This window comes from Natrinema caseinilyticum, from assembly GCF_024227435.1.
GTDB classification, from domain to species: domain Archaea; phylum Halobacteriota; class Halobacteria; order Halobacteriales; family Natrialbaceae; genus Natrinema; species Natrinema caseinilyticum.
Genome location: NZ_CP100445.1, coordinates 1,074,480 through 1,099,655, shown reverse-complemented (window position 1 = coordinate 1,099,655; position 25,176 = coordinate 1,074,480). Strand labels below are relative to the sequence as shown.

Annotated in this window: 18 protein-coding genes and 1 pseudogene; 7 read left to right on the top strand and 12 right to left on the bottom strand. The window is 59.3% G+C overall.

Translation table 11 applies throughout. From position 1 onward, the window contains the following. The 3 genes from NJT13_RS05290 to NJT13_RS23400 all read right to left on the bottom strand — a co-directional run bounded on the left by NJT13_RS05290 (position 1) and on the right by NJT13_RS23400 (position 4,686). Positions 1-2,262: a hydantoinase B/oxoprolinase family protein gene (locus NJT13_RS05290; RefSeq protein ID WP_254524489.1), complete on the bottom strand. Its 2,262-nt coding sequence runs from the start codon at positions 2,260-2,262 to the stop codon at positions 1-3. Beyond that, positions 2,259-4,418, bottom strand: a complete 2,160-nt coding sequence (locus NJT13_RS05285) for a hydantoinase/oxoprolinase family protein (protein WP_254524488.1) — start codon at positions 4,416-4,418, stop codon at positions 2,259-2,261. The genes NJT13_RS05290 and NJT13_RS05285 overlap by 4 nt, the downstream gene beginning before the upstream one ends. Before the next feature lie 82 nt (positions 4,419-4,500). Continuing rightward, positions 4,501-4,686 (bottom strand): hypothetical protein, encoded by a 186-nt coding sequence (locus NJT13_RS23400; RefSeq protein ID WP_425499801.1) that lies wholly within the window; start codon positions 4,684-4,686, stop codon positions 4,501-4,503. 262 nt (positions 4,687-4,948) lie between these two features. On the opposite strand from NJT13_RS23400, the pseudogene NJT13_RS05280 reads away from it, so the two are divergent. After that, positions 4,949-5,718: pseudogene (locus tag NJT13_RS05280) on the top strand (transposase). A 358-nt stretch (positions 5,719-6,076) separates the two neighbouring features. Here NJT13_RS05280 and NJT13_RS05275 read toward each other — a convergent pair. Both NJT13_RS05275 and NJT13_RS05270 read right to left on the bottom strand, forming a co-directional pair. Continuing rightward, positions 6,077-7,279 carry an LLM class flavin-dependent oxidoreductase gene (locus tag NJT13_RS05275; protein WP_254524487.1) on the bottom strand — a complete coding sequence of 401 codons (1,203 nt, stop codon included), beginning with the start codon at positions 7,277-7,279 and terminating at the stop codon, positions 6,077-6,079. A 136-nt stretch (positions 7,280-7,415) separates the two neighbouring features. Beyond that, positions 7,416-7,712 (bottom strand): ubiquitin-like small modifier protein 1, encoded by a 297-nt coding sequence (locus tag NJT13_RS05270; protein WP_254524486.1) that lies wholly within the window; start codon positions 7,710-7,712, stop codon positions 7,416-7,418. 319 nt (positions 7,713-8,031) lie between these two features. Here NJT13_RS05270 and NJT13_RS05265 point away from each other — a divergent pair, with 319 nt between their 5' ends. Continuing rightward, on the top strand, positions 8,032-9,696 hold the full coding sequence (locus tag NJT13_RS05265) for an aldehyde ferredoxin oxidoreductase family protein (protein ID WP_254524485.1): 1,665 nt from the start codon (positions 8,032-8,034) through the stop codon (positions 9,694-9,696). 188 nt (positions 9,697-9,884) lie between these two features. On the opposite strand, the gene NJT13_RS05260 is transcribed toward NJT13_RS05265, so the two are convergent. Continuing rightward, the gene (locus tag NJT13_RS05260; protein WP_254524481.1) at positions 9,885-10,235 is read right to left on the bottom strand and encodes a nuclear transport factor 2 family protein; all 351 of its coding nucleotides are present in this window, start codon (positions 10,233-10,235) and stop codon (positions 9,885-9,887) included. A 966-nt stretch (positions 10,236-11,201) separates the two neighbouring features. On the opposite strand from NJT13_RS05260, the gene NJT13_RS05255 reads away from it, so the two are divergent. After that, positions 11,202-11,975, top strand: coding sequence for a DUF8073 domain-containing protein (locus NJT13_RS05255; RefSeq protein ID WP_254524475.1), 774 nt, complete (start codon positions 11,202-11,204; stop codon positions 11,973-11,975). 296 nt (positions 11,976-12,271) lie between these two features. Next, positions 12,272-13,957 carry an acetate--CoA ligase gene (locus NJT13_RS05250; RefSeq protein ID WP_254524473.1) on the top strand — a complete coding sequence of 562 codons (1,686 nt, stop codon included), beginning with the start codon at positions 12,272-12,274 and terminating at the stop codon, positions 13,955-13,957. Positions 13,958-14,857: 900 nt separating this feature from the next. Here the strand turns inward: NJT13_RS05250 and NJT13_RS05245 are convergent. Together NJT13_RS05245 and NJT13_RS05240 are read right to left on the bottom strand one after the other, a co-directional pair. Further along, the gene (locus NJT13_RS05245) at positions 14,858-15,031 is read right to left on the bottom strand and encodes a hypothetical protein (RefSeq protein WP_254524468.1); all 174 of its coding nucleotides are present in this window, start codon (positions 15,029-15,031) and stop codon (positions 14,858-14,860) included. Between the two features lie 515 nt (positions 15,032-15,546). Continuing rightward, the gene (locus NJT13_RS05240; protein ID WP_254524466.1) at positions 15,547-16,596 is read right to left on the bottom strand and encodes a phosphotransferase family protein; all 1,050 of its coding nucleotides are present in this window, start codon (positions 16,594-16,596) and stop codon (positions 15,547-15,549) included. Between the two features lie 506 nt (positions 16,597-17,102). On the opposite strand from NJT13_RS05240, the gene NJT13_RS05235 reads away from it, so the two are divergent. Next, positions 17,103-17,855 carry an SDR family NAD(P)-dependent oxidoreductase gene (locus NJT13_RS05235; protein WP_254524465.1) on the top strand — a complete coding sequence of 251 codons (753 nt, stop codon included), beginning with the start codon at positions 17,103-17,105 and terminating at the stop codon, positions 17,853-17,855. A gap of 328 nt (positions 17,856-18,183) precedes the next feature. On the opposite strand, the gene NJT13_RS05230 is transcribed toward NJT13_RS05235, so the two are convergent. Together NJT13_RS05230 and NJT13_RS05225 are read right to left on the bottom strand one after the other, a co-directional pair. After that, complete coding sequence (locus tag NJT13_RS05230) at positions 18,184-18,687, bottom strand: nuclear transport factor 2 family protein (protein WP_254524464.1); 504 nt, start codon at positions 18,685-18,687, stop codon at positions 18,184-18,186. A 146-nt stretch (positions 18,688-18,833) separates the two neighbouring features. Beyond that, on the bottom strand, positions 18,834-19,634 hold the full coding sequence (locus NJT13_RS05225) for an SDR family NAD(P)-dependent oxidoreductase (RefSeq protein WP_254524463.1): 801 nt from the start codon (positions 19,632-19,634) through the stop codon (positions 18,834-18,836). A gap of 280 nt (positions 19,635-19,914) precedes the next feature. On the opposite strand from NJT13_RS05225, the gene NJT13_RS05220 reads away from it, so the two are divergent. Together NJT13_RS05220 and NJT13_RS05215 are read left to right on the top strand one after the other, a co-directional pair. Beyond that, entirely contained in the window at positions 19,915-21,234 is a 1,320-nt protein-coding gene (locus NJT13_RS05220; protein WP_254524461.1) for an LLM class flavin-dependent oxidoreductase, read from the top strand. A 384-nt stretch (positions 21,235-21,618) separates the two neighbouring features. Further along, the gene (locus tag NJT13_RS05215; RefSeq protein WP_254524459.1) at positions 21,619-22,419 is read left to right on the top strand and encodes an alpha/beta fold hydrolase; all 801 of its coding nucleotides are present in this window, start codon (positions 21,619-21,621) and stop codon (positions 22,417-22,419) included. A 168-nt stretch (positions 22,420-22,587) separates the two neighbouring features. Here the strand turns inward: NJT13_RS05215 and NJT13_RS05210 are convergent, their stop codons facing one another. Together NJT13_RS05210 and NJT13_RS05205 are read right to left on the bottom strand one after the other, a co-directional pair. Further along, a complete protein-coding gene (locus NJT13_RS05210) occupies positions 22,588-23,595 on the bottom strand; it encodes an LLM class flavin-dependent oxidoreductase (protein ID WP_254524458.1) in 1,008 nt (335 codons plus the stop codon). A 140-nt stretch (positions 23,596-23,735) separates the two neighbouring features. Next, a complete protein-coding gene (locus NJT13_RS05205) occupies positions 23,736-24,968 on the bottom strand; it encodes an acyl-CoA dehydrogenase family protein (protein WP_254524456.1) in 1,233 nt (410 codons plus the stop codon). Positions 24,969-25,176: the final 208 nt, after the last annotated feature.

The following is a 25,176-nucleotide window of genomic DNA, read 5'->3' as shown; positions in this document are numbered from 1 at the left end:
TTACGCCTCCATCAGTTCCGCGTCGAATTCGAACGTCTCGTCTAAGTCCCAGAACTCGCGGAAGAACGCCGCCCAGTCGTCGGACTGGTCGAACACGCCCTCGTACATCCACTTCGACGGGTCGCTGATGTCGCCGTCCTCGAGTCGCTCGCGTTCTTCCTCGTGGAACTCGTCGTAGGATCGGGTCTCCTCCCGGCGTTCCGTTCGCAGTTCCTCGCGGCGCCGGTCGGTCGCTTCCTCGTCGAGCGTGAACTCGCGATTGTCCTCGTCGAACTCGCCGACGACGCCGTACACCTGCTCGACGATATCGGTCGTGTAGATGCCCTCCTCGACGTCCTCGACGACGAGGTCGATCGGTCGCTCCAGCGGGTCGCCGTAGCCGGTGCCACCGCCCATCTGGTAGTGGAGCAGGTCTCCGTTCTCGAACTCTTCGGGGAAGAACATCCCCTTCTGGCTGCGCTTTACGTCGCCCTCGATTTGCTCTTCGAACGACCCCGTCGGCGAGTCACCGATCGGATACGGGTCCTCGTTCTCGAGACGTTCGTCCAGATCGGTATCGTGGGCGCGCAGCGAGTAGTTCAGCGAATTGGGGTAGCCGCCGGCCATCCCCGATGTCGTAAAGCCGACGCCGGGGACGACGTGTTTGTACAGGGAGACGTCCTCGCTGTCGGAAACGGTTCTGATTCCCTCCCAGCCGGTTCCGCCGCGGTACTTGCCGTGCCCGGCGGTGTTGGGTTTCACCTGTCGAGAGAGGTACGGCAGACCCCACTCGATGAGTTCCCACTCCTCGACGTCGCCCATGTCGGACTCGGGATTCCACATCGCGTAGCCGTAGTCGAGTCCGTCGCGGACGGCGGAGGCGCCCAGCCCCTGACAGGAGTGTTCGAACGGCGCCACCGGGAAGTAGTCGTCCATCGGTTCGTACCGGCCGCCGCCCTGTACCGGGTCGCCGGTCTCGGAGTAGCCGCTGACCACCTCTTCGCGGAACCCGCGGGCGAAGAAGGCCCGCGAGACGTTCTTCCAGAAGGCGTTGTACGCCGGCATCAGTGAGCCCCACGACGTGTGGTACGAGAGGCTCGGATCGTCGGGGTTGACGATACTGCCGTCGGGATAGTTCGTATCGACGGCGAAGTACGAGCCGTCGTTGACCTTCCCGTCGTGGAGGATACTCTGCGTGAGCGACACCCAGAGACCGCCCTCCATCGCCCCCTCCGCGCAATTGTACGGATGCGGGCCCGGCGGGCTCGCCCCCTCCATGTCGAGTTCGAGACCGCCCTCCTCGTCGACGGTCACCTCGACCGGCAGGTGGTTCATCATGTCCTGCTTGGCCGAGGGTTTCCAGGCCTCGTCCTCGAACGGAACGGGCATGAAACTGGCGTCGCGGTACGTCCCGGGGAAGAACCGCTCTTTGACGCGCGAGTGGAGGGTCTGTCGGCCCTCCTCGACCGCCTCCCGGGAGAACTGCTTGAACGTGTCGACGCCGACGTCGTTGATCATCGACTCGACCGCGTCCCGGACCATGTGGCAGCCGGCGAGGCGACACTTCTCGTCTAAGTCCCAGTACATCGGCGTCCGAACGGCTCGCTGTGCGCGGTCGCGCCAGTCCTGGTATATCTTGTCGTTCTCGCCGATCTTCTCGCAGGTGGCGTAGAGCCCGTCCTCGTACCGGGTCGTACTGGCCAGTTGGTCGTGGCCGCGGGTCATCCCGCCGATGTCGACCTGGTGGGTGACGCCGTCGACCCACGCGACGAGTTCACCCTCGTGGAATATCGGGACGATCGTGTGGACGTCCGTCGTGTGAACGTTGCCGAGGTCGTTGTCGTTGTTACAGAAGATGTCGCCGGGCTGGATGCTCCGGTCGTGTTCGTAGTCCTGCTCGATCATGTACTTGATCGCCAGCGAACCGGTGTGGACGTGGACGATGATCCCCGTCGAGAGCGCGATGCAGTCGCCCTCCGGCGTGTACACCTGGAAACAGAGCTCGCCGATCTCGCGGACGATCGGCGAGGCGCTGACGTGCAGTGCGGTCTCCCGTGCGGACACCAACGCCCCGCGCAGCTGGGAGTACATCTGTTCGTACTCGAACGGCTGTTCCTCTTTCAGTTCGAGGTCCTCGATACCGTAGTAGCGTTCGGTCTCCTCGCGGAGGCGTTCGCTCTCCGCGAGCATCTCGTGGAGCGTCTGGCCGTCCCACCCGATCGGGGGGTCGACCCGCTCGTACTGGGTCTCTTCGAAATCCGGTTGTTGGTCTGGTTTACTCATTGATCGGTTTGCTGCAGGTGGAAGATGCGGTTTCTGTCGAGCGGTGCCTCGAATCCCGGCGGGACGAGCGTGGTCGTCGCGGGCGCCTCGATGACCGCCGGCGCGTCGACGACGTTGCCGGCCTGTAGCTTCGACATCTCCCACAGGTCGGCGTCGTGCCAGGTTCCGTCCCAGTAAATTTCTCGTTCGCCGCGGCTGGCCGCTTCCGGCGGCGTCTCGCCGACCGGGTCCTCTTCCGGGAGCGTCGGACTCGGCGACGGTGCGATGCCGGTTCCGACGGCCATCGTGACGGTGTATCCCTGTTCGGGGCTCTGGGCGGCGCGCTGGAACACGCGCTCGAACTCCCGCTCGTAGACGTCGATGACGTCGACGACGTCTTCGGCGGTGAGTTCGCCCGACCAGATCTCCCGCGGAATCGTCACCTCGAGATCGTCGAGCATGCCGGTGTACTGCATCCGGACGGCGGGATCGAACTGCATCTCGTCGATCTCGATCCCGTCCCGGTCGAAGGCGTCCTCGGCCTGGTCGCGCAGTTCCTGGAGCGTCTCGGTCAGCGCCGTGGCAACGGCGTCGACGTTGCTCAGGTCCGGTTGAATCAGCAGGTCCATCGAGTGGTCGTACCGGTAGGCGTAGTCGGCCGTCGCACAGCCGAACGCCGAGAACGCGGCCGCCCAGTCCGGAATGAGCACGTCGCGGAACTCGAGGTTCTTCGTGTAGCCGGCCGCGTGCAGCGGCCCGCCGCCGCCGTAGCTGACGAGGTGGTAATTCTCCGGGGAGTAGCCGAGTCCCAGGATCATCGCGTTTAGTTCGTTCGTCATGTTGCGCTCGACGATGTCGAGCACGCCGCGGGCGGTCTCGTAGGGGTCCTGATCGAGCGGCCCGGCGACTCTCTCTTCGATGAACTCCTCGGCCCGATCGACGTTCAGGTCGATGTCCCCGCCGAGGAAGTAGTCCGGATTGAGATAGCCGAGCATCGCGGTACAGTCGGTCACCGTCGGCGTCTCGAGGCCGCTTTCCTCGTTACAGACGCCGACCTGATAGCCCGCGGAGTCCGGCCCGACCTCGAGACGGTTCGACGCCTTGTCGACGCGGACGTAAGACCCCGTTCCCGAGCCGATCGTGTCCATCGCCGTCATCGGGATGTTCACCATGAACTGCGCGAGACTCTGGTCCCAGCGAGTCGGATAGTGTCCCTCGGTGATGAGCCCGACGTCGAAGCTCGTCCCGCCGACGTCCGAACAGACGAGGTTGTCGATGCCGAGTTCGTCGGCGAGGAACTCGGCTCCGAAGATTCCGCCGATCGGGCCGGAGATCATCGTCTCGACGAGCCAGTCGTGATCCGGCGAGATCGTCCCGCCGGAGGACGACAGCACCCGGAACGGCGCGTCGTTGCCCTGTTCCTCGAGCGCCTCTTCGATCCCGTGGAGCTGCTCTCGCGACGGATCGACGGCGTACGCCTCGAGGATCAGGCTGTTCACTCGCGGCAGTTCGCCCCGAACGGGATTCTGTTCGGACGACAGCCAGACCGGGACGTCGACACTCCGTTCGGCCATGACCTCCTCGGCGATTTCCTTGATCCGCCGTTCGTGTCCCGGATTCTGATACGAGTACACGAGCGAGACGCAAATGACGCGAACGCCTCGATCCAGCAGGTCTTCGACCGCTTCACGGGCTTCCTCCTCGTAGAGCGGGACGAGTTCCTGACCCGACATCCCGATCCGACTCCGGACGCCGCGAATGTTCTCGCGCGGAACGATCGGGTCGGGGTGCTCGTGTTCGCGGGCGTGTAGCCGACCGGAGTAGGGGAGGTCGACCCACGATTGGATGCCGCGACCGAACCGGTGGGTATCCTCGAATCCCCTGTTCGTGATGACGCCGATATCCCCCTCGCCTTCCCGCTCGAGCAGGCGATTGAGCATCGCCGTCCCGGAATAGACGGTCCCTCGAAGGGTGTCCGCCGAATCCTCGATCGAGGTGCCCCAGTAGCCGAGTGCGTCGTCGAACGAGGAAATCACACCCTCGGACTCGTCTTCCGGCGTCGTCTGTGCCTTTCCGACCGTGTAGTTTCCCTCGTGGTCGACGACGAACGTGTCGGTCATCGTACCGCCCGTGTCGAGCGACAGCAGTTCAGGATCGTTTTGCTCCTCAGCCGCCATCGTCACTTCCTCTCTTTGCTCGCCCCGTTTCGGGCGAGTTGGCCTCGATTGTCGACAACATGCACGGCCCTGTGCCACGTTGTCACATAACTAGATTAGGACGAAGCGCCGGGATATATATCGGCCTTTTAAGACGACCTGCTCTGCGGAGCCGAACGGGACTTCGCTCAGCCCACCGGAGACGCTCGACGACTGCCGAATGGCTGGTCTCGAGTCGTTTGGAGACGTCCGTTCCGGTCGCCGCTGGCGGGATACGAAGGTACCCCATTCGGCATACGTCTTCCAGAGTCATCACGTGATCGGCGGTCAATTCTGATATCGAATAGGATGGACCTTCAGTACCTTTCGGCCAGCCTTCGTACGATGCTTCGTCGACAGCGAGATCACTCGATTCGCACCTTCGATCGTCGTCTCACCGGAGACTTCGTCATCCACTCGCCGAGAAATTCGAAAGACAACGTCTCGCTGCTCGGCTTCGCGGGCTTCAGTACCAGTTAGAATAATCAACTCATAAATCGTCGCTAAACACGGTGAATCATCCCGACGAGACCTCTATCGAGAAATTGCACGATTCCCTCGACAGTGTGGCGGAAGGAAGCCGACACAACGGCACGTAGCGGCAATTTCGCACGAGAACGGCGGTACGCGGACTGGACTCGCCGAGCGGTACGCCGTTCAGCGACGACGATCTCTAGCCGGCCCGAGCGACTCGACGGTGACAGGTCGCTCGAGCAGGCCGTCACTAATATAATCTATCTGGGAGAAAATGAAAACTATCAAAAAAATAGCAAAGGATTCGAAGGGACTCTCCACGAACCACCGGAGATCGTTGGGATCGATGAACCGGCGTGGACGCCGGCGCTCACCAGCAGTCTCCCGACGAAACTACGATGCTGAGTACTCGATCTCGAGTTGCCGGCGGTTGAACTCTGGAAACCGTGGGTGGGCACGTCTGATTGACGTGGTCACCGAAGACGGCGATCCTTTTTCTCTCGATCCGAAGAGTACGCGACCGCCGAAGACGAAAAATATATAATTTTCGCTTATGTAGCGAGTTCGAAAACAAGTTGATCGGTGTGCTCGATGAAGCGCCCTGTTTCGAGGCGTCGGGCGTCACGGACTTCGTGGCCTGCGCCGACCTCGGCTTCGTGACGTTGCCGGCGTGCTCGCCGGAGCGAAATTCGGGCGAAGAGTGCTGGTGTCGACTCCAAGAAGCACTCGGCAACCGCTTCTTCGAGTCACCGACCTCACAACAGCGATTGAGACGGGTGTCGAACAACTTCTGTGCCACGATGAGTGATTACTTCTGAAGCTTAGTACTCCGTTGACGACGGCGCTCCCTGCGCCTGCATCGACGACAGTCGAGCCGGCGAGCAGGTCGGGTGTTGAGGGATGCCGTCGGGCGCCTACCGCCACGACGATGCCGCCCGTCTTACAGAAGTTCACGGAGAACCCCCCTTCAGGCCGGGGGTGAATCCGACAATACTCTCTACTCCCGCCGTTCGATAGCACACCAGGATATTCACCGCTTGTCCAAACCACTCGACACCGAGCGGAGCTGAAATAGCGGTGGCGTCTAACAGTGACGGCCCGACGCTTGCGACGACGAACTCGGTCCCCGATCCCGGATTTCACAGATCACACGACCCGATACAGAGCTAGTCACCCGTACCGATGACTTTCGACGAGTCGATCGCGAACGGATCTTCGTCAGCTGCGAGTTCGACCGGCTCATACCCGGGAACCTGTTCTTTTTCGATCTCTCTGGGGCCCTTGCGTGATTGGAAAGCGGGCATGACCTCCTGGGCGAACAACTCGAGCGAGTCACGCCACTTCTGCTCCGGCAGCATCCAGTCGTGAGAGTTGACGATGAGCGTTCCAAACCCACCGACCTCCTGGTGGAGGGCGCTGATTTGTTTGATGCACTCGTCGGGTGACCCGACGATCATCGGCAGATTCTCGACTAACCACTCGACGGTGAGATCGTCTCTGGTTTGCTCGGGATCCGTTTTCACGAACTGGAGAAGGCCACCATCACCGAGACCGAGCATGTAATCGTAGTACTCCTCGGCGCCCTCTCGAATCTCTTCGAGCGCTTGCTCTTTGCTGTCCGTCACGTAAACGTCCCGGGCGATCGACCACTCTCGGCGAGCAGCTTGAGGGTCTCGACCGAGGGAAGTGGCGGCTTCGTCTATCGTCTCCCCCATTCTCTTCAGGCCGAGCGCATCGGGATTATCGGGCGCGGAAAGTGGCGAAAACGGCAGAGTGAGCGGCCGATGTCCGCCTTCGATCGCGCCGGAGTACGAGCCGGTCGAGGTGAACCCGGCGACCGCTGTCGGCGGCTCTTCTTGAAGGGGTGGAAGTTGGACGATACGATCCTCGTACTGGAAGAACTCTCCGTCGAAATCCGTCAGTTCGGTGGCATCGGTATACGTTTCGATGACGTCGATCGCTTCCCACATGATGTCCTTTTGGCGCTCCTCATCGACGTTGAACATCGCCATGTCGCGGGGGAGTGCGCCGGCTCCGAAGCCGTAGTTGGCACGGCCGTTCGAAAGCTGATCGAGAAACGCCAGTTTCTCCGCCACGTTGAACGGGTCGTTGATCTCGTAGGTCAGATTGACCGTCGCTGGCCCGAGACGGATCCGTTCAGTTGCCTCGGCGATTCGCGAGAGCATCATCAGCGGATCGGGAACCGTTTCGTGAGCTTTCGTGTGGTGCTCGCCGACCCAGTATTCGTCGAAGCCGAGATCCTCAGCGAGCCGCGCTTCCTGGACGATCTGATCGAAATACAACGTCCAATTCCGCTCCGGTCGTACTTCCGGCATCTGGAAGATGCCGAAGTCGAGTGCTGTGTTCATCGCTCCGTCGCGGCCTTCATCAAAAACGAATAAATAACTACCTCTAGATTGCACACCGTGTTCCGCCGAGAAGGGAGACGTGGCACGGTGCAAATCGACGTGCCGATTCCGATTGGAACGAGCACGTGTTCAAGAGCTACTGCTCGACGCCCGTGCCGCCGGTCACAGGGGGAGAAAGGCGAAGAGTGTCGCCGTCGCTGAGCTTCGTCTCGACACCCTCCAGGGTGGCGATATTCACCTTGTTTTTCGTGAGGACGACGTTGTCGCTGATCGAACCGTAATCTCCGTACAATGGGTCGCGCATACTCGGAAAGTCCGCCGTCAGTTGATCTAGTACGTCTTCGACGGTGGCGTCCGCCGGAAGCGAAAGCGTTATCGATTTCTCGCCGACGGGATCACGAAGGGGTCCAAAGAGGGTGACTTCTACCTCCATATCTAACGGTCTGATGACTAATTACTTTAATACCGAGGTTCCAGCGATCCTCACCGATCGTCGGACCCTTGGACGGTACGCTGTTGGAGTCAGACAGTGAACCGTCCCGGTCGATCGACGGAGAGCAATAGCAGTCGTTGAACGTCAGTGCACACCCCGCTCACGAATTCACGTCCAGCGAGCTTTCGCTGGCCGTTTTACTGCGAGCGGTGAGTAAATCGTTTCAACGACTACTAAAGAACGATAGGCCAGTGGAGGGTATCGATTCTCTCTCATCGTCCCCCTACTTTGATAAACTATCACAGGGTACCACCCCACCATGCTCCACGCAGAAGGCCCGCTCCTCACAGTCGACGTCGGGGCCCGAGAAGTTACTGAAACCCCCATCGACGAGGAACTCGCAACCTTCGTCGGTGGCCGTGGCGTCGCGACGAAACTTGCCCACGAACGCATTCCGTTTGACGCCCCTCCGCTAGGGCCAGAAAACCGGCTGTATCTCGCGACAGGACCGCTACAGATGTCACAGATGAGCTTTACCGGCCGGATGAGCCTAACCGGCCTCTCGCCGCTCACGGACGGCCTTCTCTCGACCAACGCTGGCGGGTACCTCTCGCGAAACTTCGCGGATACAGGCTACAGCGCCGTCGAGTTCGTCGGCGAGAGCGACGATCTCCTGGCGATACACATCCGCGATGATGGCGTCGAGTTCGAGTCCGTTCCAGAGTTGGAGCAGGCGTTGGTTCCCGAAGTAACGGAGTACATGGACGAGAATCACGGACTCGAGAGCGAGAATTTAGTGACGATCGGGCCCGCCGGAGAGAACCGGGTCCGATTCGCATCGGTGATGACGTACGACAGTCGCGCGTTCGGACGGGGGGGACTCGGCGCCGTCTTCGGCGCAAAGAACATCAAGACCGTCTCGTTTCGGGGTGACTCTCGACCTGCGATCGACGTCCCGGACGTCCAGCAAGAGGTCCATCAGGCCGCAGCGACCGCGGACGACATGATGCGCGAACGGGGCACGACGAGCTACACGGAGTTCATCAACGACCAGTTTTCGCTCCCCACTCGGTATTTCAAGGAGCACTCGTTCGACGGCGCCGACGGCATCGGTGGTGAGGCCGTCGCAGAGAAGAAGTACAGGAAGGGCGCCTGTTCGGTCTGTGCGTTCGCATGCAAGCTTCCGACGAGAGACGAGGAGACGGGACTCGAAACGGAAGGACCGGAATTCGAAACGGTGTTCGCGTTCGGAAGCAACGTGATGGTCGACGATATGGTAGCGGTAATGAAGTCGAACGAACTCTGCGACACTCTCGGGCTCGATACCATCAGCGCAGGCGACGCCGTCGCGGCGTATCTCGATTCGGAAGACGAGTTCGGAAACGTCGATCTGATCCACGAACTGACCGAGAAAATCGCCTATCGCGACGGGGTCGGTGATCTCCTCGCGGAGGGCGTCGAGCGGTTCCACGACGAACTCGGTGTCGAGAATTGGACGGTGAAGGGCCTCGAATTCGCTGCGCATGACGGCCGAGTGCTGCACGGGCAGGGTCTGAGCTACGCCGTCGCCAATCGCGGCGCGGACCATATGTACGCTCGTATGCAGGGGCCGGAATACCGTGGTGAAATCGATCCGGAGACGCTCGAGGGAAAACCGGAAGTCCTGATCACCCGTGAGAACGTCGGCGGGTTCCGCGATAGCGCCATCGTTTGTGCGTTTTCGGACGGATATATCGACGAAAACCAGTACGAAGAACTCTTCCAGGCGGATTACAGCGACCTACTCGACGTCGGTTCCCGAGTCGTCGAACTGGAGCGCCACTTCAACAACAAACGTGGAATGGATAGGTCGGACGATCAGCTCCCGTACGACCTCCCCGGCCTCGAGGACGCGATAGCTGAATACTATCGGCTTCGGGGGTGGAACGATGACGGGACCGTCCCCGACGATGCAGTCGGCTCGTACTCCCCGGCCGACGACTGACTGCGCACTGGCCGTCTGTAACCGAAACAATCGGAGCTTTTCGTTCGGACAGCACGCCCCAGAGGGACGACCCAGGACCGAGGGTGTGAGTCAGAGTTACGGTGGGGTGTGCTCGGAGGCCATCGCTCTATTCCGCGCGATCGACTCCCCTGTCAGCGACGGCACACTCCCTCGGTGGAGCTATCAGTTCACATTCGCGTATACACGGAGATGTCCGTAATCTGTTCTTCGTCGCCATCGAACCCGAAGACGTCACAGAATTCACCGTCAACACGGCCTTCAGGGGTCTGGCCGGACACCGTTCCTTCGCAGACGGATTTGGCTGCTCCATGGACCCGACGGGTAACGTCGTGCTCTGAGTGCGTGAAAATACGGCTCTCCTCGATGTATTCGCGGAATTCATCGACATCGGAAACGGTGCCGCCGGGGGACTCGAACTGGATACTGTCCGAAACCGCGGCTTCCATCGCGTCAAAGTTGTCTTCGTCCATAGCCTCGAAGTAGGTATCGATCAGGTGGTTTCGGTTCTCTCTATTCATGGGTCATCGGGATGTCCACACCGCTCGTGTTAACTGTTACCTTGTCCGCCGTAAATTCAGGTTGTGGCACGAGTGGCACAGCCGACGGTATCGCGCGTGAAAGTTGACGTGGCACCAGTCATCGGCCAGGAACGTTCGCGTCCATACCAGTCGCTGTCGGCGGAAAGCCATTGTAGATGTACCATCCGTGGGAACTGATAGGCGGGAACCATAGTACTGGTACCGAAACGCTTTCCGGAATGAGTGTTGACAGCACTCCACATTCGTTACAGACCTATGCTTGTAACATCAAGCGACAAGACACAAAACTCCGCCAGGTAGTATGGGTGTAGTAAATGTAGTGGGTATCATCACAATCGGAAACGATGCTCCCGAAATGCGGACCACTGAGGAGACAGAGGAGTTGCTGAACTGACTCGGAGGAGAGGCGATTTCTCTCGTAGCGTTTCAACGCCAGACTTGGAATGCGGGATAGCACGCTCTCCCCCACCGATGGAGGATGGGAGCAGCGACGGAGAAATAGAGTACTAGTTTCTCGCGGTCACACGTTCAGCACGTGCCTCTCAGAAAGCGCTCTGCGAGTTCTCCTTCTCTGACTGCTCGTTCACGGAGTTCCCAGGAGGTCGTCTCGAAGAGTCGCCAGTAGATTCCGTGGAACGCTGTGTGCTGGGCCGTTGGTGAGATTGATGACAGGGACGCAGAGTTTATTGGAGCAGTAATTATATTTACCACGGTATGGTATGACGTTCCACGGCCCGTGGATGTGAGGCTTTGCGTTGCCATTGCTGGCGGGAACAGGGCCACACTGCTGATCAAAAAACGGGGTAAACAATGTCCGTGGGAAGTTCACTACAGAAAATAGCCAACGTAATCGAATCATTCGAACAGTACGGAACCACCGTCACGAGCGTTGCAACTCGAGAAGCGGAGTTCACACCGGGCGGGAACTTCACGGTAGAGTTTTCCATGACCAAGCAAATACTCGACGGGGACTGCCTCGACGATGATATTGCGTTCTCGGTCGACGAAGCAGCGATAGACGGTGAGAACGGACTACTCCGCCTCGAGGTGACGGCGAAGACTGAACTTACCGATGCTAGCCCTGGCAATGCGAGACATTCGAGGTTGAGGCCGTCTGGGGGAGCGGATACGGAAAGTAGCGGTCCAGAACCGGTGCTGTCCGGCGGCGACGATCAGCCCGATGACGAGGATCCCGAGGTGCTCCGTGAAGTATACGACGCGTGTGAGTCGTTCCGGGAAATGCGCGACGCACTGGGATCAGACGTCACTCCGGAGACGATACGCCGCCGAATGATCAACCACGGCATCCATACTGTTTCGTCGAAGGGAGAAGCACAAGAGGTAGCCAAATCCGCCGCCTCTCTCGACGCGATAGACGGAGAGGCGGCAGACGAAGTCAGAGGAACTACGTCGACCTCCGAGAATGAGCGCCCACATCAGCAATCGGACGATACGCAAGAAAACGTTCTCCCAGACGGTGGCATTGCAGCGGACCTTACGATAGAAGAACTCGTCGAAGTGGTACAGTCCTCGAACACACTTTACGAAGCCCGTCGGAGACTCGAAACAGATCCAGATCGAACGAGACAACTACTGCAGGAACTGGGGCTCCTCGACCTCGTCACAGGGCGGCTCGCGACGGTCAATAATCGGACCGTCACTCGGGAGGAGATCGAAGATCGAATTTGGACGGCGATCGGCCAGTCGGACGAGCCCTAATCGGTTTCGTCCACGACCGTGCGCCGGACGTGTCCCTCCCCCGGTGAGCGAGCCAGCGGACATGGCTGCTGATCGTCACTCTCATTTGTCGTCCCAAACGAACCTCTGGCCGTTTCCGTTAGACATCCCTTCCCGAAAGGAGGGTCCGCCGACCGTAGCTCGAAGTGCCGACAGAGATGGATGTTGTACCGGCTGGCACGACCAGCCAGTCCTCCGCCGTATCGCAACAGATCGGTCAGAGTGATACGGTAGAGCCCACCACAACTCGTATTACCTCCCTCGTAATCTGTCACCCTATGTGTCCGACTGACAGGCTCGATGCGTATCACTTCTACGAGCGCGAATGGGCGGACTACGATCGTCTCCTCGAGGAGTTCGAGTGGGAGGTGCCGGAGACGTTCAACATGGCGACGCACGTGTGCGACCGCTGGGCGGATGAAAGAGGGCGCGTCGCGCTACTCGCCGACGACGGCGATGGTGGGAGCGAAACGTACACGTTCCGGCGGCTCAGAAACGTCGCCAACGCGCTGGCCAACGCCATGCGTACTCGAGGTGTCGAGCGGGGCGACCGGGTCGCCATTAACACGCGCCAACGGCCCGAGACGGTCATCGCGCACGTGGCCTGCTGGAAACTGGGCGCGGTCTCCGTTCCGTTGAGCACGCTGTTCGGCACTGACGCCGTCTCCTACCGTCTGAACGACGCCGACGCAGTCGCCTGTTTCGTCGACGGCGCGAACGTCGAGACGGTCCGAGACGTGGCGCCCGACTCGCCGTCGCTGGAAACCGTCGTCACCGTCGGTGACGTCGACTCCGGGGACGACGAGTTTACGTTCCGGGAACTGATCGACGCTCACTCCCGGGAGTTCGAGACCGTGCGAACCGACGCCGAGGACGACGCCATCATCATTTACACGTCGGGGACGACTGGCGATCCGAAAGGTGTCCGACACGCACACCGAGTCCTCCTCGGAAACCTGCCGCTGGTCGTCACGGGCTTCTGCAACATGGAACTGCGGGACAGCGACGTCTTCTGGACGCCGTCGGAGTGGGCCTGGGTGGCGACGCTGTTCGACGTCGTCTTCCCTGCCATGTTCTATGGCCGCCCGGTCGTCGCCTACACCGCCGACGAAGAGTTCGATCCCGAGACGGCGATGGCGATCATCGAACGCTACGGCGTCACCATCTTCTTCGGACCCCCAACAGCCCTCAGAATGATGGAGCAGATGGACGACCCGGACCGATGGGACGTTTCCAGTATCCGATGTCTTCCCAGTGGCGGTGAGTCGCTCGGCCAGACGATCGTCGAGTGGGCCCACGAGGTATTCGACGGGGCCGCTGTCCACGAAGGGTACGGCCAGACCGAAGCCAATATGCTCGTCGGTGACTGTACAGCGCTCGCCGAGTCTCGCGAGGGGAAGATCGGTCGACGAGCCCCGGGCCACGAAATCGCGATCGTCGATCCGGAGACGGCCGAGCGGACGGTCGAACCCGGCGAGGTGGGCGAGATCGCCGTCCGATACGAGGGCGATCCGGTCTGCTTTAAAGAGTACTGGAACAAACCGAACGAGACCGACGAGAAAGTCCCAGACGGCTGGCTGCTCACGGAAGACCTCGGCCGTCTCGACGAGGATGGCTATCTCGAGTTCGTCTCGCGGACGGACAGCGTCATCATCAGCGCGGGCTATCGCATCGGGCCCGTCGAGATAGAGGAAGCGTTAGCGAACAGCGACGCGGTCGCAGACGCGGGCGTCATCGGCGTCCCCGACGCCGAACGCGGCGAGGTACCGAAAGCGTTCGTCGTGCTCGCGGACGAGTACGAGGCGTCGGCGGAGCTCAAAGAGGCCCTGCGACAGGACGTTCGCGACCGCCTCGCGAAGTACGAGTACCCCCGGGAGATCGACTTCATCGACGAGCTCCCGAAGACTTCCTCCGGCAAAATCCGTCGCACCTCTCTCGAGGAGCGCCAGGGCGTCCGCCAGTAGACCACCGCTTTTTAACGGAGATGTGGCGAAAGGAGTGGACGAAAATCCATTAGTAATGTGATACGTTGGGGCGATACCCTGGAGATCATTGGGAAGGCCGGTGAGGACTGGAGGCGACCGGTGCGGACGAACACTGGAGTGGGGGTATCTTTATCTCCTCGTGTAGAGGTGACGTCGAATCCGTCTGGTAGTTTGGTCTTCCCGAGTTTCTGCTGGCTAACGTGATTCGTCCGTTGTTAATACCAGGTTGAAAATCGATTCGGTATCGATAAACTACGGTGAGATGCCGTTCAAGCGGATACGAGAAATTCAATCGTCGATGAGAGACCCCAACAGCGTCAGGAAGAGGGTCGGCTCGACGACGGACCGGTCGAGGTGGTCATCACGGACGCTCACTAATACGGCAGGTGCCCCGCGACGAACGGACTGTTGCGTTGACGGTCCGTCGACAGTGTCCGATCCTGATCCGCACCGGGTCGTCGAGCGTCTCGCAGGATCATACGCCTGTCAGGCAGTGAGCCTCGCGTCGAGAACGTGAACGCGGACCGAAGCTGGATCGTCGATCCGCAGCGGCTGAACGTGAGGAACGCTCGGTTGACCCCCTGATCGCACGACTCGAGTATCGTCTTCCGATCGAGTGAGTCGCGTACGTTCTCGTATTCCTGTCCGGTGGCACGGCTACCCGTGTGTCCAATATCTTCCGTAATAAACCTACTCACGAGCAGAGCGATGCCGCCCCGTTGCGTGCGACTCGTCCACGACGATGTCCACCCTCGAGATCGCCGCCGGTACGGGTGGCTCGAACCCGATCGTCCGTCAGTGGGTCGATGATGGCCGGCAGACGTCCACCGGCCGTCGCAAGAATCAGATACCGTTCTTCGCACCAGCTTCCGCCAGCCGCTACTCGGAGAGGACGCCGAGGGTGTGACCGTCGAACGCCGGCGCGGGCGACCGTATATCATCGATCCCGCTCGTAGACTTCGGCGAAAACCCGACGTCCAAGGCGGTATCGCCGTCGCCGACGTTCATCTCGCGGACCAACCTCTGTGACTCGAGCAGCCAGCACTGGTTCACCAAACCCCTCGTTCGTCGTTCCGAGTGAAAATTTGAATCACGTTGCTTATCCGGACTCCACAGCAGCCGGACTGAGAGTGGAATGTGGATTCCGGCTGTGGCATCATCGGATGTGGAGTGCCACACGGCCTTTACAATCGTATGGGTGTAAGTGCAACGGGAGGGGAGATCCGTGGCACGTGTCCACGAGCAGACGTGATCGTCGAGGTCTGCTCGCACCGTTACTCGATACGCAGGTGCCGAGAACGTCGGGAAGCGTGGCACGCGTGCCACAACGGATCCGCAAGTGTCGAGTCATCCCGAGTTACTCGACGTCGATTCTCGCAGCATCGTCTACGGCCAGGACGTCTCTTATACCGTACGTGATGCGAAGCACGATAGGGTCCGCCTCTATCGAGAGGCACCAGGAACAGGACCGCATGCTCGGAAACGTCTGTAGACGACGTCCAAGCGGTCGTAGAGAACTGAATTTTTGGCGTCAGCAGAAAATACGTCTCGCACGTTCGCGGAGCGATCTAGAGTCGCTCTTCTCCGTCGACGATCCGTTTTGCTCGAACGGCGGCCTCCGGCACCTTCTCGTCCATCTGTTCGAAGAACGGGTTCTCGGCCCCCCGAAGGAAGCGCGCATAGAACACCTCGCACGCTGCGGCTTCCTTGTACGCAGCCAGCGCACGATAAAACCGTTCGTCGGTCAACTCGATCCCGCTCTCGCGTTCGTACCGTTCGACGAGTTCCCGCCGAGTAGCGTATCCCTCTGCGTCCAAGAACGGTGGCGTCACCGTCGGGAAGACCGGGTCCGAATCCCCACCGTCGTGCCAGTGGACCAAGAACCAGCCCAGGTCGGTCAGCGGGTCGCCGTAGGTTCCCATCTCCCAGTCTAAGACGCCGATGATCTCGGGCGGTGGATCAGGGCCGAACAGTACGTTGTCGATCTTGTAATCGCCGTGGACGAGCGTTTGTGGCGTGGCGGTCGGGACGTTCTCCTCGAGCCAGTCACCCACCGCCTCCAGTTCCGAGAGTTCGTCGCGACGTTCCGTCCGATCTAGCGCCCACTCGAGCTGTTTTCCCCATCGCTCGACCTGCCGTTCGGTGAAGCCGTCGGGATGTCCGAGGTCGCCGAGACCGACCCCTTCGATGTCGACGGTGTGGATCGACGCGAGCGTCTCGACGAGTTCTTCGCCAAACCGTCGTCTGGAGTCGCTCGCGGAGAATACGTCTGGTTCTTCGCCGCGAACGACGTGCCCATCGAGGTATTCCATCAGGTAAAAGTCGGATCCGATCACGTCGTGATCGTCGCACACGAGGATCATCTCGGGAACCGGTACGGCCGTCTTCTGAAGAGCGTCCATGATCCGGTACTCGCGGAGCACGTCGTGGGCGTCCTCGGAACTCTCGCCGCTCGGTGGCTTCCGGAGGATCAGTTTCCGGTCTCCCCACGTGACGCTGACGGTCTCGTTCGACCGTCCGGCTTCGATCGGTGCGAGTTCGATCGGCCGATCTTCGCCGAGTTGTTCCTCGAGGTGACTGCGGAGGGTCGCTGCATCGACGGAGACGTCATCTGCCACGGGTCTCACCTGCCGTCGATTCGACTCGCTGCCGGTCAGTGATGCTATCACCCATCGTGTCTCACCCGTCGATGGCGGCGTACTTATTTTCCTGGGTTGATACAAACCGAGCTATGGACTCGCGATCGTACACAATCGCAGTGCGGCTCAACCGTCGATCGTCCGCGATAGGTGGCTTCCGGACGCTCGATACGAGCCTCGCCTCGCGCTTTTGTGGCGGTCCCGGCGGTTCTCGTATCGGGTATGTCGATACAACCGTCTTCGAGACGGGACCGATCGTTCGCATTCGAAATCGGACGTGTACCGTTACGTCCGACGCCACGATCTTCCCCATCCCGACGGGAGACGATCGTACAGGTGCTCACGGAGCCGCGATCACCGGACTGATCGAAACCCGTGGTTCCCGACTCAAAAGCAGAACGACGCCACGTAGCTCTGTTCGACGATGTAGCTGGTGAATTCAAAGATACATCTTTACGTCGCCCTGTTGAATCCGGCCTGCAGCGATGATAGACCTAACCAACAAGACGGCACTCGTTACCGGTGCGGGCGGCGGTATTGGTGCAGCGACCGCCAAAGTGCTCGCAGAAAACGGAGCGGACGTCGTTATCACCGACATCGTCGATTCGATCGAACAAGTAGCGGCCGACGTCGAGAATCGTGGTGGGGCGGCGCTCGCCCACGAAATGGACGTAACGGACGAAGCAGCGGTTGACGACGTCGTAGAGGCGGCACAGACTGAATTCGGCTCAATCGACATCCTGGCCAACGTTGCGGGAATCTTCCCGACGCACACGCTGGAGGAAATGACGAAAGACGACTGGCGAACCGTGATCGATATCAACCTCAACGGGACCTTCAACTGCACCAGCGCGGTGTATCCGGTGATGAAGGAACAGGGTGGCGGTCGTATCGTGAACATCTCGTCCGCCGCGGGCGGGCAGATCGGTTGGTCCGGTGATCTCTCACACTACGCGGCCAGCAAAGGCGGTGTACTCGGTTTTACCCGTAGTGCAGCGCTCGACCTCGCCTCCGATGGGATTTCGATCAACGCGATTATCCCGGGCTTGATCGACACAGGGGCGCCGCAGGCGGTAGCGACCGAAGAGGAACTCGAGGCGGGTATTCAGATGACGCCCGTAGGCAGAATGGGGGAACCTGAGGAGGTCGCCAACGCGGTCGCGTTCCTGGGTTCCGATGCAGCGAGTTACGTTACTGGCGCAGCACTCGTCGTTGACGGTGGATATACGAAGGTATAGGTAGCGGAGGCCGACGCTCGATAGCCGAATATGTACATATTTGTTGTAGTCAGCACCCATCGTCATCTCGGTTGACAGTGCCAGTGGCACACCCGTGCTATCTTGATCAACTGTGGGAGAGACGAGCGTCCGGCCACGAACCGTAAACAGGTCCACGAGTTCCTCGGGAAATTGACTTCCGCTGAGAGTCGAGTGCCACGGGAGTCATCCATCGACTTGGTCAGTGGCACACGTGTGAACCGACTGCACACTGGGTCTACTTCGATCACGTCACCCGCGTGGCGAGGGTACGTGGTCGACGGTCTCCGTATCGGATCGAACGCGCCCGTTACTCCGAGATACCCTCGAGTATCTGCTCACCCCATCCCTCCTCGTAATCGGCGACGTAGTGGAACGCGGCTTTGCTTACGGAAATTTTCCACTCACCGTCGACACGCCGATACTCCTCGTCGTACCGTCCCTGTAACCAACCGGCTTCGCCCTCGTTAAGCAGCGTCGCTTTCGATACGCAGGGAACCTCGAAGTACCACTTTCCAGTCGCCTCGTCGCCGTCCACGTCGATGACTCCGTTGTGAACCATGTGGGAGAACCACTGGTACTCGCCGGCGATGACGTCGGTACCGAACTGGATGATCTCGTCACGGCCCTCGTAGGTTCCGAGTTGATCGACCTCGATTCGTCCGTCTTCGGTGAACGTGTCTGCCCACCCCTCCCAATCACGGTCGTCCGCCCGGAAACAGTACTCCGCACGGAGTTCGCGGATCTCGTCTTTGGCTTCGAGCGTTCGTAGTCGTTGCTCTAGGTTGTCAGCTTTGGACTTTTCTGTGCCCATGCGCGTCACCCATTCCCATGCTCGTCGGTATAATCGTTTGGACCGTCGTCCGTACGCAGGTCGACGACACGGAGTCGAAGCGAAGACGAAGTTCACGGTCTAACTCAACGATGAGTTATCATACCGAAGGTGAATGTCTCGTCTCTCTACGACCACGCATACGGGTCAGAGAATTCGTGTGTTTCTTCAACTCGCGGTACACCGCCAACGGTGATCGTCTCTCCCGTGAGATACGACGCTGCAGGACTCGCGAGGAATCGGCTGACGTCGGCGATCTCTTCCGGAAGCCCGACTCGTCGCTTGACGGTCATCCGGTCGATATCATCGGCGGTGAACCCCATCTGCGATTCCATCCCTTCGGTCACGACGATCCCGGGCGCGATGCAATTGACGCGGATATCGTGATCCGCCAGTTCGTAGGCCAGCGTTCGGGTGAGATTGAGCATTCCTGCCTTGGCCGCTCCGTAGTGAGTCATCAGCGGAGCGCCGTGGATGGCGGCGCTGCTGGAGATATTTACGATAGATCCCCCGCCGTGTTCTTTCATCCGAGTCGTGGCCGCCTGCGTACAGTGGAACGTACCGTGAAGATTGATATCGACGATCGTCTTCCACCCGTTCTCGCTCAGTTCCTCGAACGGGGCCATGAAACTCGCCCCAGCGTTGTTCACTAGGACGTCGAGACTGCCGAACTGATCGACCGCTGCTTCTACGAGTTCGTCGACCGCTGGTCGGTCCGTGACATCACATTCGACAGCACGAATGTCGCCCGACAGATTGCGGTCGTCGATCGTCTCTGCAACCTCATCGACGCGCGTCTGCTCTCGCGAACAGACGACGACGTTCGCTCCGTTCTCGACGAATCGCTCGGCGATCGATGCACCGATCCCGCCGGAGCCACCCGTCACAATCGCAGTTGAAGCGTCGACGCTAAATATTTCGTCCGCCATGGTCCACCTATCACGACCGGTCTCTTATATTCTTCTTACACTCCTTTGCCTCACCTCCACCTTTTCTTTCTTCCCTGGGTACAATTTTCTGGTACCACAGATAACGAGTGAACAATATGTGCCGTCGAGGACCAGTGAAGAATCTCTCCTCTCCCTGTCCGACTTTCGACTCGGAAAGAGAGTGTGCCCAAATCTATAAGTGTGGTAGTGTGGCATGTGATTTCGTAGTACAATGGTAGAAGTTAGCGTATTCCATATCGGGACAACCAATTTGGATCCGTTGGAACTGGAAGACGGAACACAGATCACTGACGGCTCCATTCGCGACGTACACGAAGACTTGAAGCAGGTAACCAAACACCAGGTCGAATGGGGAGTTCTCGCCGAAGAGTACGGGTTCGACCGGTACGTGATGCCCGAGCATCATTTTGAAGCACCCGGGCCGGAGTACAGTCCTAATCCGATGATGAGCCAGATGGCTGTGGCGGCTCAAACTGACGATATCAAACTCGCGCAGGGTGGAAACATCATCACGTGGCACGAACCGGTCCGGTTTGCCGAACAAGCAGCGATGCTCGATCTGATCAGCGATGGGCGAGCAGAAATCGGCGTCGGTCGGGGATACCAGCCCCGTGAGAACGAAGTACTCGGACAATTTTGGTCCGGCTCCGTACAAGACCAGGAAGAGAACCGTCAATCGTTCATGGAAAAGTGGGAAATCATCGAGAAGGCCTGGACGGAAGACCTGTTCTCGTACCACGGAAACTACCACTACTACCCCCCGAAGCACACGAAGTGGCACCATTCGATGGAGAAGAAATGGCTGGAAGCGGATGTCACTGAGAACGAGGTTGACGACATGCTGGACTGGAAGGAAGAAGAGAAATACTCCATGGTCGCCATGAACTCTGTGATCGGGGGTGGAACGACGCTCAAATCGTTCCCCGTCTATCCGCAGCCCCAGCAGAAACCGTATCCGCAGATCTGGCTCCCGATGACGTCGCCACGCACCATCGAATACGGGGCGAAAAATGGATTCAACGGGTTCTTTACCCTCGAGCCACCGAGGGTGATGAAACAGAACATCGACATGTACATGGAATTCTCCGAAGAGGCCGGGTGGCCGGACCGACGTCCCGAGTACGACGGCGAACCGTTCAAGCGCGGGTGGGACGAAAACCGTCAGCGTGGCTGCATGGTCGGCCGCTTTATCTTCAACACGGACGTCCCCGGTCACGACGCCGAGACGCTCGAGCGGTGGAAAACAGGTCTCGAGCACGGGTGGTCGTATTTCGGCCCGTTCGGATTCGCAGCCGTTCTCTCAGACGTCGACGAAGACCCCATCGATCCAGACACCACGGTCACGGCGGATATGTTAATAGAGCGTGACATCGCGATGATTGGCGATACGGAGGAACTGAAGGAGAAGATTGCAGACTTCAAGAACACGCTCGAATACGAGGATTTCAACTTTGAAGCGTGGTTCGAAGTTGCCGGAATGAAACCCGAGGAAGCGAACGCCCAGTTGAAGCACTTCGGTGAGAACATCATCCCCTGGATGCGCGAAGAGTGGCCGAGTCCGGGAGATCCCGGCTACTGAGGCCGATTCCGCTCCTTCTTATCGCTGCGTTCCTCGATTCCTGTGCCGATTATCGCCAGCCCTCAGCACTATCCGACGTAACGTATCTTCGAACCTGTCTGCCACACGTGGGCCTGTGCGATAGCCGCGAAGACCGATCAGTAATTTCGCCGATACGATTCGGACACGATTCCTCTGATTCCGTTCGTTCCACGACACCCGGATACCGAAGCGGATGTCTTTCACCTCACGTGCCGAATCCGTTCCGAACTCGAGTCGAGTTCCGGCACACCCGTCCTGCCGCCTGTACGGTTCGTGGCGGGCGATCGAACCCATTTTTATATCTGACAGATTATGGTTCCCCAAATGTATTTGTACGTCCGTTATGAAGTGTGAATGCGTAACATGCCCACAGTAGAATCATTCGACGGTACCGAACTCTTTTACGAGGACGTAGGAGAAGGACACCCGGTCGTACTGGTTCACGGATGGAGTGCCAGCCACGAGTTTTTCGATCCCCAAATCGCGGCGTTTAACGACTCTTACCGTATGATCGGGGTCGACCTCCGGGGACACGGGAAATCCGAGAAACCGGCGGGTGATTACGACTACGATACTCAGTGTCGGGACTTGCAACACCTCATGGGGGAACTGAACGTGGACGACGCGACACTCGTTGGCTGGTCGATGGGCGGGGGCGTCGTAACCAGGTATGCAGGTTCGTTCGGAGATTATATCAGCCAGCTTGGACTGATCGGGCCCGCCGCACCGAAGTTCCTTCAGGATGAGGACTTCCCGCACGGGCTTCCAGAGGAAGAGGTCCTCCCGCTCCTCGAAATGGAGAAGAACGATCGTCCGGACTACAGACATACGGTCTACGAACAGGCAGTTCATCGCGAGGTCGACGATGCAACCCACCAGTACATGTGGGAACTCTCGATGCAGACGCCGACGTGGGCCGGTGTTCCCTCGTTCGAAGCGCTGATGGAAGAGGATATGACCGACGACGTCACGAACATCGACGTTCCGACGACGATCTTCCAGGGCAACCAAGATGCGTTCTGTTCGCTAGAAGGTGCCCGCGAGATGGCGGCGGAGATAGACGACGCCGAACTCGTCGAGTACGATGACGTGGGCCATACCCCACACTGGGAAATCACCGATCAGTTCAACGAAGACTTCGGCGACTTCCTCGATTCGTTCTGACGACGGACGGCGATCGGGAACCGCGTTCTTTCATGCACTGGATACAGACGGTGTCGGTGGAACCGTCTGTCACATCACCACAGCGCCGGTGGAATCGTCTTTCACGTCTCCATCGAAAATCGAAAAATAATGCCGTGGCCGGGCAGTTCTACGGTCGATCACCCTGGTTCACCGTAGTTGAGGGAGCACCTCATCGCCGAACCGTCCCACTGCCTCGACGGCCGTTTCGTGATCCATCGTCGGATATTCCAGCCGCATGATGAAGTGGCTCTCATCGTTGATCACGCCCTCATACCGCTGGATCTCTTCGACGAGATCATCCGCTCCTCCATATACTGAGAACGCTTTGAAGGCCTCCTCAGGGTCATCTGGCTCCTCCATCTCTTCGAAGTCGGAGGATTCGGCAAACCATTTCGCGTAAATATTTTGCGTGTACAATAACCCATTCTGCATTCGCTCCCATGCATCCGCCTTGTCGTCGCCGATAAACCCGTCGCGAAGGAGGTGCATCGGATATTCGTCGAGATCAGCTCCCTCGTCCTCGAGTATCTCGGCGATTCCTTCTATTTCCGTGAACGTCGATGTGAGGCCGCCGATGTAGGCGTCTCCCATCTCTGCACACCGTCGTATGGCCGGCTCGCTCAATCCGCCGAGTACGATGGGTAAATTGTCTCCCTGTGGCGGTGTTGGGTTCACGACTGCCTCGTCGTAGGAGACGGTATGACCGTCGTACGAGAACCGCCCCTCCGACCATGCTCGTCTGCAGACTTCCACGCAATCGATGAGACGTGGCACGCGTTCGGACTTTGGCACGTCGAACTGTTCGAACTCCGGATCGTGGTAGCCGATCGCAAGTCCGAGTTGAAGCCGGCCACCGGAAAGTGCGTCGACTGTGGCGGCATCCTCTGCTAGCTGGAGCGGCTCGTAAAACGGAGCCAGCGCGACGCCGACACCGATAGTGATCTCAGAGGTCGCTTCGGCGATCGCCGAACACAAGATGAACGGGGAAGAGAGGTAATTATCCTCCGAGCGGTGGTGTTGGGACACCCACACTGAGTCGAACCCCTTTTCTTCGGCTTTTTTCGCGAGAGCGACTGATTCTTGTAATTTCTCTTCCGGAGTCCGCGGATCATCCTCCGGTATCTGTGTCGTAAGTGGGCCTATTCCAAGCCTCATGACCACTCTCGACAATTACACTACGGTAGAAAAAGTTAATTGAACAGATAATTATATATCAGTATGAATGTGTTTTGGGGGTATAGTATCGGTTATCTTCCGAAACGGCCGTCGGTGAGCGAGCCATGGAACCGTTCTTCTCAGTCACGTCTCGTCCGCGGATCCATATATCGCGATACGTGTTCGATTTCGCGCTCGTCGATGTCTTCGAACGCGTCACGAGCGATGACGCGCTTTTGTACCTCGTCGGGGCCGTCCGCAATACGAATGATACGGACATCCTGATAGAATTCTGCGAGCGGTAGATCCATACCGATTCCGTTAGCGCCACAGAACTGGAGAGCGGTATCGATGACCTCCTGAGCGACGTTCGTCGAGAAATACTTGGCCATGGCGGCCTCGATTCGAGCCTGATCCCCGCCTGCGTATACATCAGCGGCGTGACGGACCATCGTCCGTGCGGCGTGAAGCCGTGTTCTCGCGTCAGCGACGTCGAAGCGCGGCCCCTGCTTCTCGCTCACTGGTTCGCCGAACACCTCCCGCTCGCTCATGAACGCTTTCGCGATATCGAGAGCGCGCTCGGCCATCCCCGAGAATTGCATCGAACGGGTGAGCCTCGCTGGCACCATCCGCTGTTGTGCGTGCTGGAACCCGGAGTCGACCGTTCCGAGGATGTTCTCTTCGGGCACGCGAACACCGTCAAAGATCAACTCCGTGTGTGCGCGAGACAGTGTCTCCTCGCCCATGTGAGGGATGTCTCTGACGATGTCGATACCGTCCGAATCGGCCGGGACGAGCAGTATCGAACACCCTTTGTACGGGTGAGCGTCACGATCGGTCCGTGCCATCACGAGGAAGAAGTCCGCGTCGCTTCCGTTCGTGATCCACCACTTGTGACCGGTAAGCACCCATTCGTCACCGTCTTTCTCGGCGTACGTTTCGATCATCTTCGGGTCGGCGCCGCCGCCCTGCATCGGTTCCGTCATCGCAAACGCCGATGAAATGTCACCGTTCACGAGGGGGCGCAACCATTCGTCTTTCTGGTCGTCCGTTCCGAGCAATTCGAGGAGATGGATGTTCCCTTCGTCCGGCGGATCAGTTCGGATGGCCGGCATCGCGAGAAAGCTCCGCCCACCTTCTTCGTAAGCGGGTAATGCATCTCGGAAAGTGAGGCCGAGCCCGCCGTATTCTTTGGAAACTTGGGGGGCGAACACGTCGTGGGCTCTCGCTTCTGCCCGTAGTTCGTCGAGTAGTTCCTGGGACACCGGAACACCGCCGGGGAGATCTCGCTCGATGGGTAAGACTACCCCGTCGACGAACTCGCGAATTCGCTGGGCGACTGCTTGCGCTTGCTCAGAATCGTTGTACTCCATACGGTGATCTCATCCTTTCGGCACCACTCACATATATGTTTGCGGTTGCCACACCCACTGAGGCGGTGCCTCTCCTGTTTGGGCGCCCGGACGCGCGATGCTACGGTCACTTGCGCACGCGTAGAATACTATAATGCAGAGGTATCAGAGACGGTACAGTGGTATCGGTCCCGGGCGGTCTGATTCCTACCGAATCGTCCACTGCGTA

Bases quoted from the DNA above. Each gene is read 5' to 3' on its own strand.
- NJT13_RS05290 (WP_254524489.1), bottom strand. From the start codon at position 2,262: ATGAGTAAACCAGACCAACAACCGGATTTCGAAGAGACCCAGTACGAG.
- NJT13_RS05285 (WP_254524488.1), bottom strand. From the start codon at position 4,418: ATGGCGGCTGAGGAGCAAAACGATCCTGAACTGCTGTCGCTCGACACG.
- NJT13_RS23400 (WP_425499801.1), bottom strand. From the start codon at position 4,686: ATGGGGTACCTTCGTATCCCGCCAGCGGCGACCGGAACGGACGTCTCC.
- NJT13_RS05275 (WP_254524487.1), bottom strand. From the start codon at position 7,279: ATGAACACAGCACTCGACTTCGGCATCTTCCAGATGCCGGAAGTACGA.
- NJT13_RS05270 (WP_254524486.1), bottom strand. From the start codon at position 7,712: ATGGAGGTAGAAGTCACCCTCTTTGGACCCCTTCGTGATCCCGTCGGC.
- NJT13_RS05265 (WP_254524485.1), top strand. From the start codon at position 8,032: ATGCTCCACGCAGAAGGCCCGCTCCTCACAGTCGACGTCGGGGCCCGA.
- NJT13_RS05260 (WP_254524481.1), bottom strand. From the start codon at position 10,235: ATGAATAGAGAGAACCGAAACCACCTGATCGATACCTACTTCGAGGCT.
- NJT13_RS05255 (WP_254524475.1), top strand. From the start codon at position 11,202: ATGACCAAGCAAATACTCGACGGGGACTGCCTCGACGATGATATTGCG.
- NJT13_RS05250 (WP_254524473.1), top strand. From the start codon at position 12,272: ATGTGTCCGACTGACAGGCTCGATGCGTATCACTTCTACGAGCGCGAA.
- NJT13_RS05235 (WP_254524465.1), top strand. From the start codon at position 17,103: ATGATAGACCTAACCAACAAGACGGCACTCGTTACCGGTGCGGGCGGC.
- NJT13_RS05230 (WP_254524464.1), bottom strand. From the start codon at position 18,687: ATGGGCACAGAAAAGTCCAAAGCTGACAACCTAGAGCAACGACTACGA.
- NJT13_RS05225 (WP_254524463.1), bottom strand. From the start codon at position 19,634: ATGGCGGACGAAATATTTAGCGTCGACGCTTCAACTGCGATTGTGACG.
- NJT13_RS05215 (WP_254524459.1), top strand. From the start codon at position 21,619: ATGCCCACAGTAGAATCATTCGACGGTACCGAACTCTTTTACGAGGAC.
- NJT13_RS05210 (WP_254524458.1), bottom strand. From the start codon at position 23,595: ATGAGGCTTGGAATAGGCCCACTTACGACACAGATACCGGAGGATGAT.
- NJT13_RS05205 (WP_254524456.1), bottom strand. From the start codon at position 24,968: ATGGAGTACAACGATTCTGAGCAAGCGCAAGCAGTCGCCCAGCGAATT.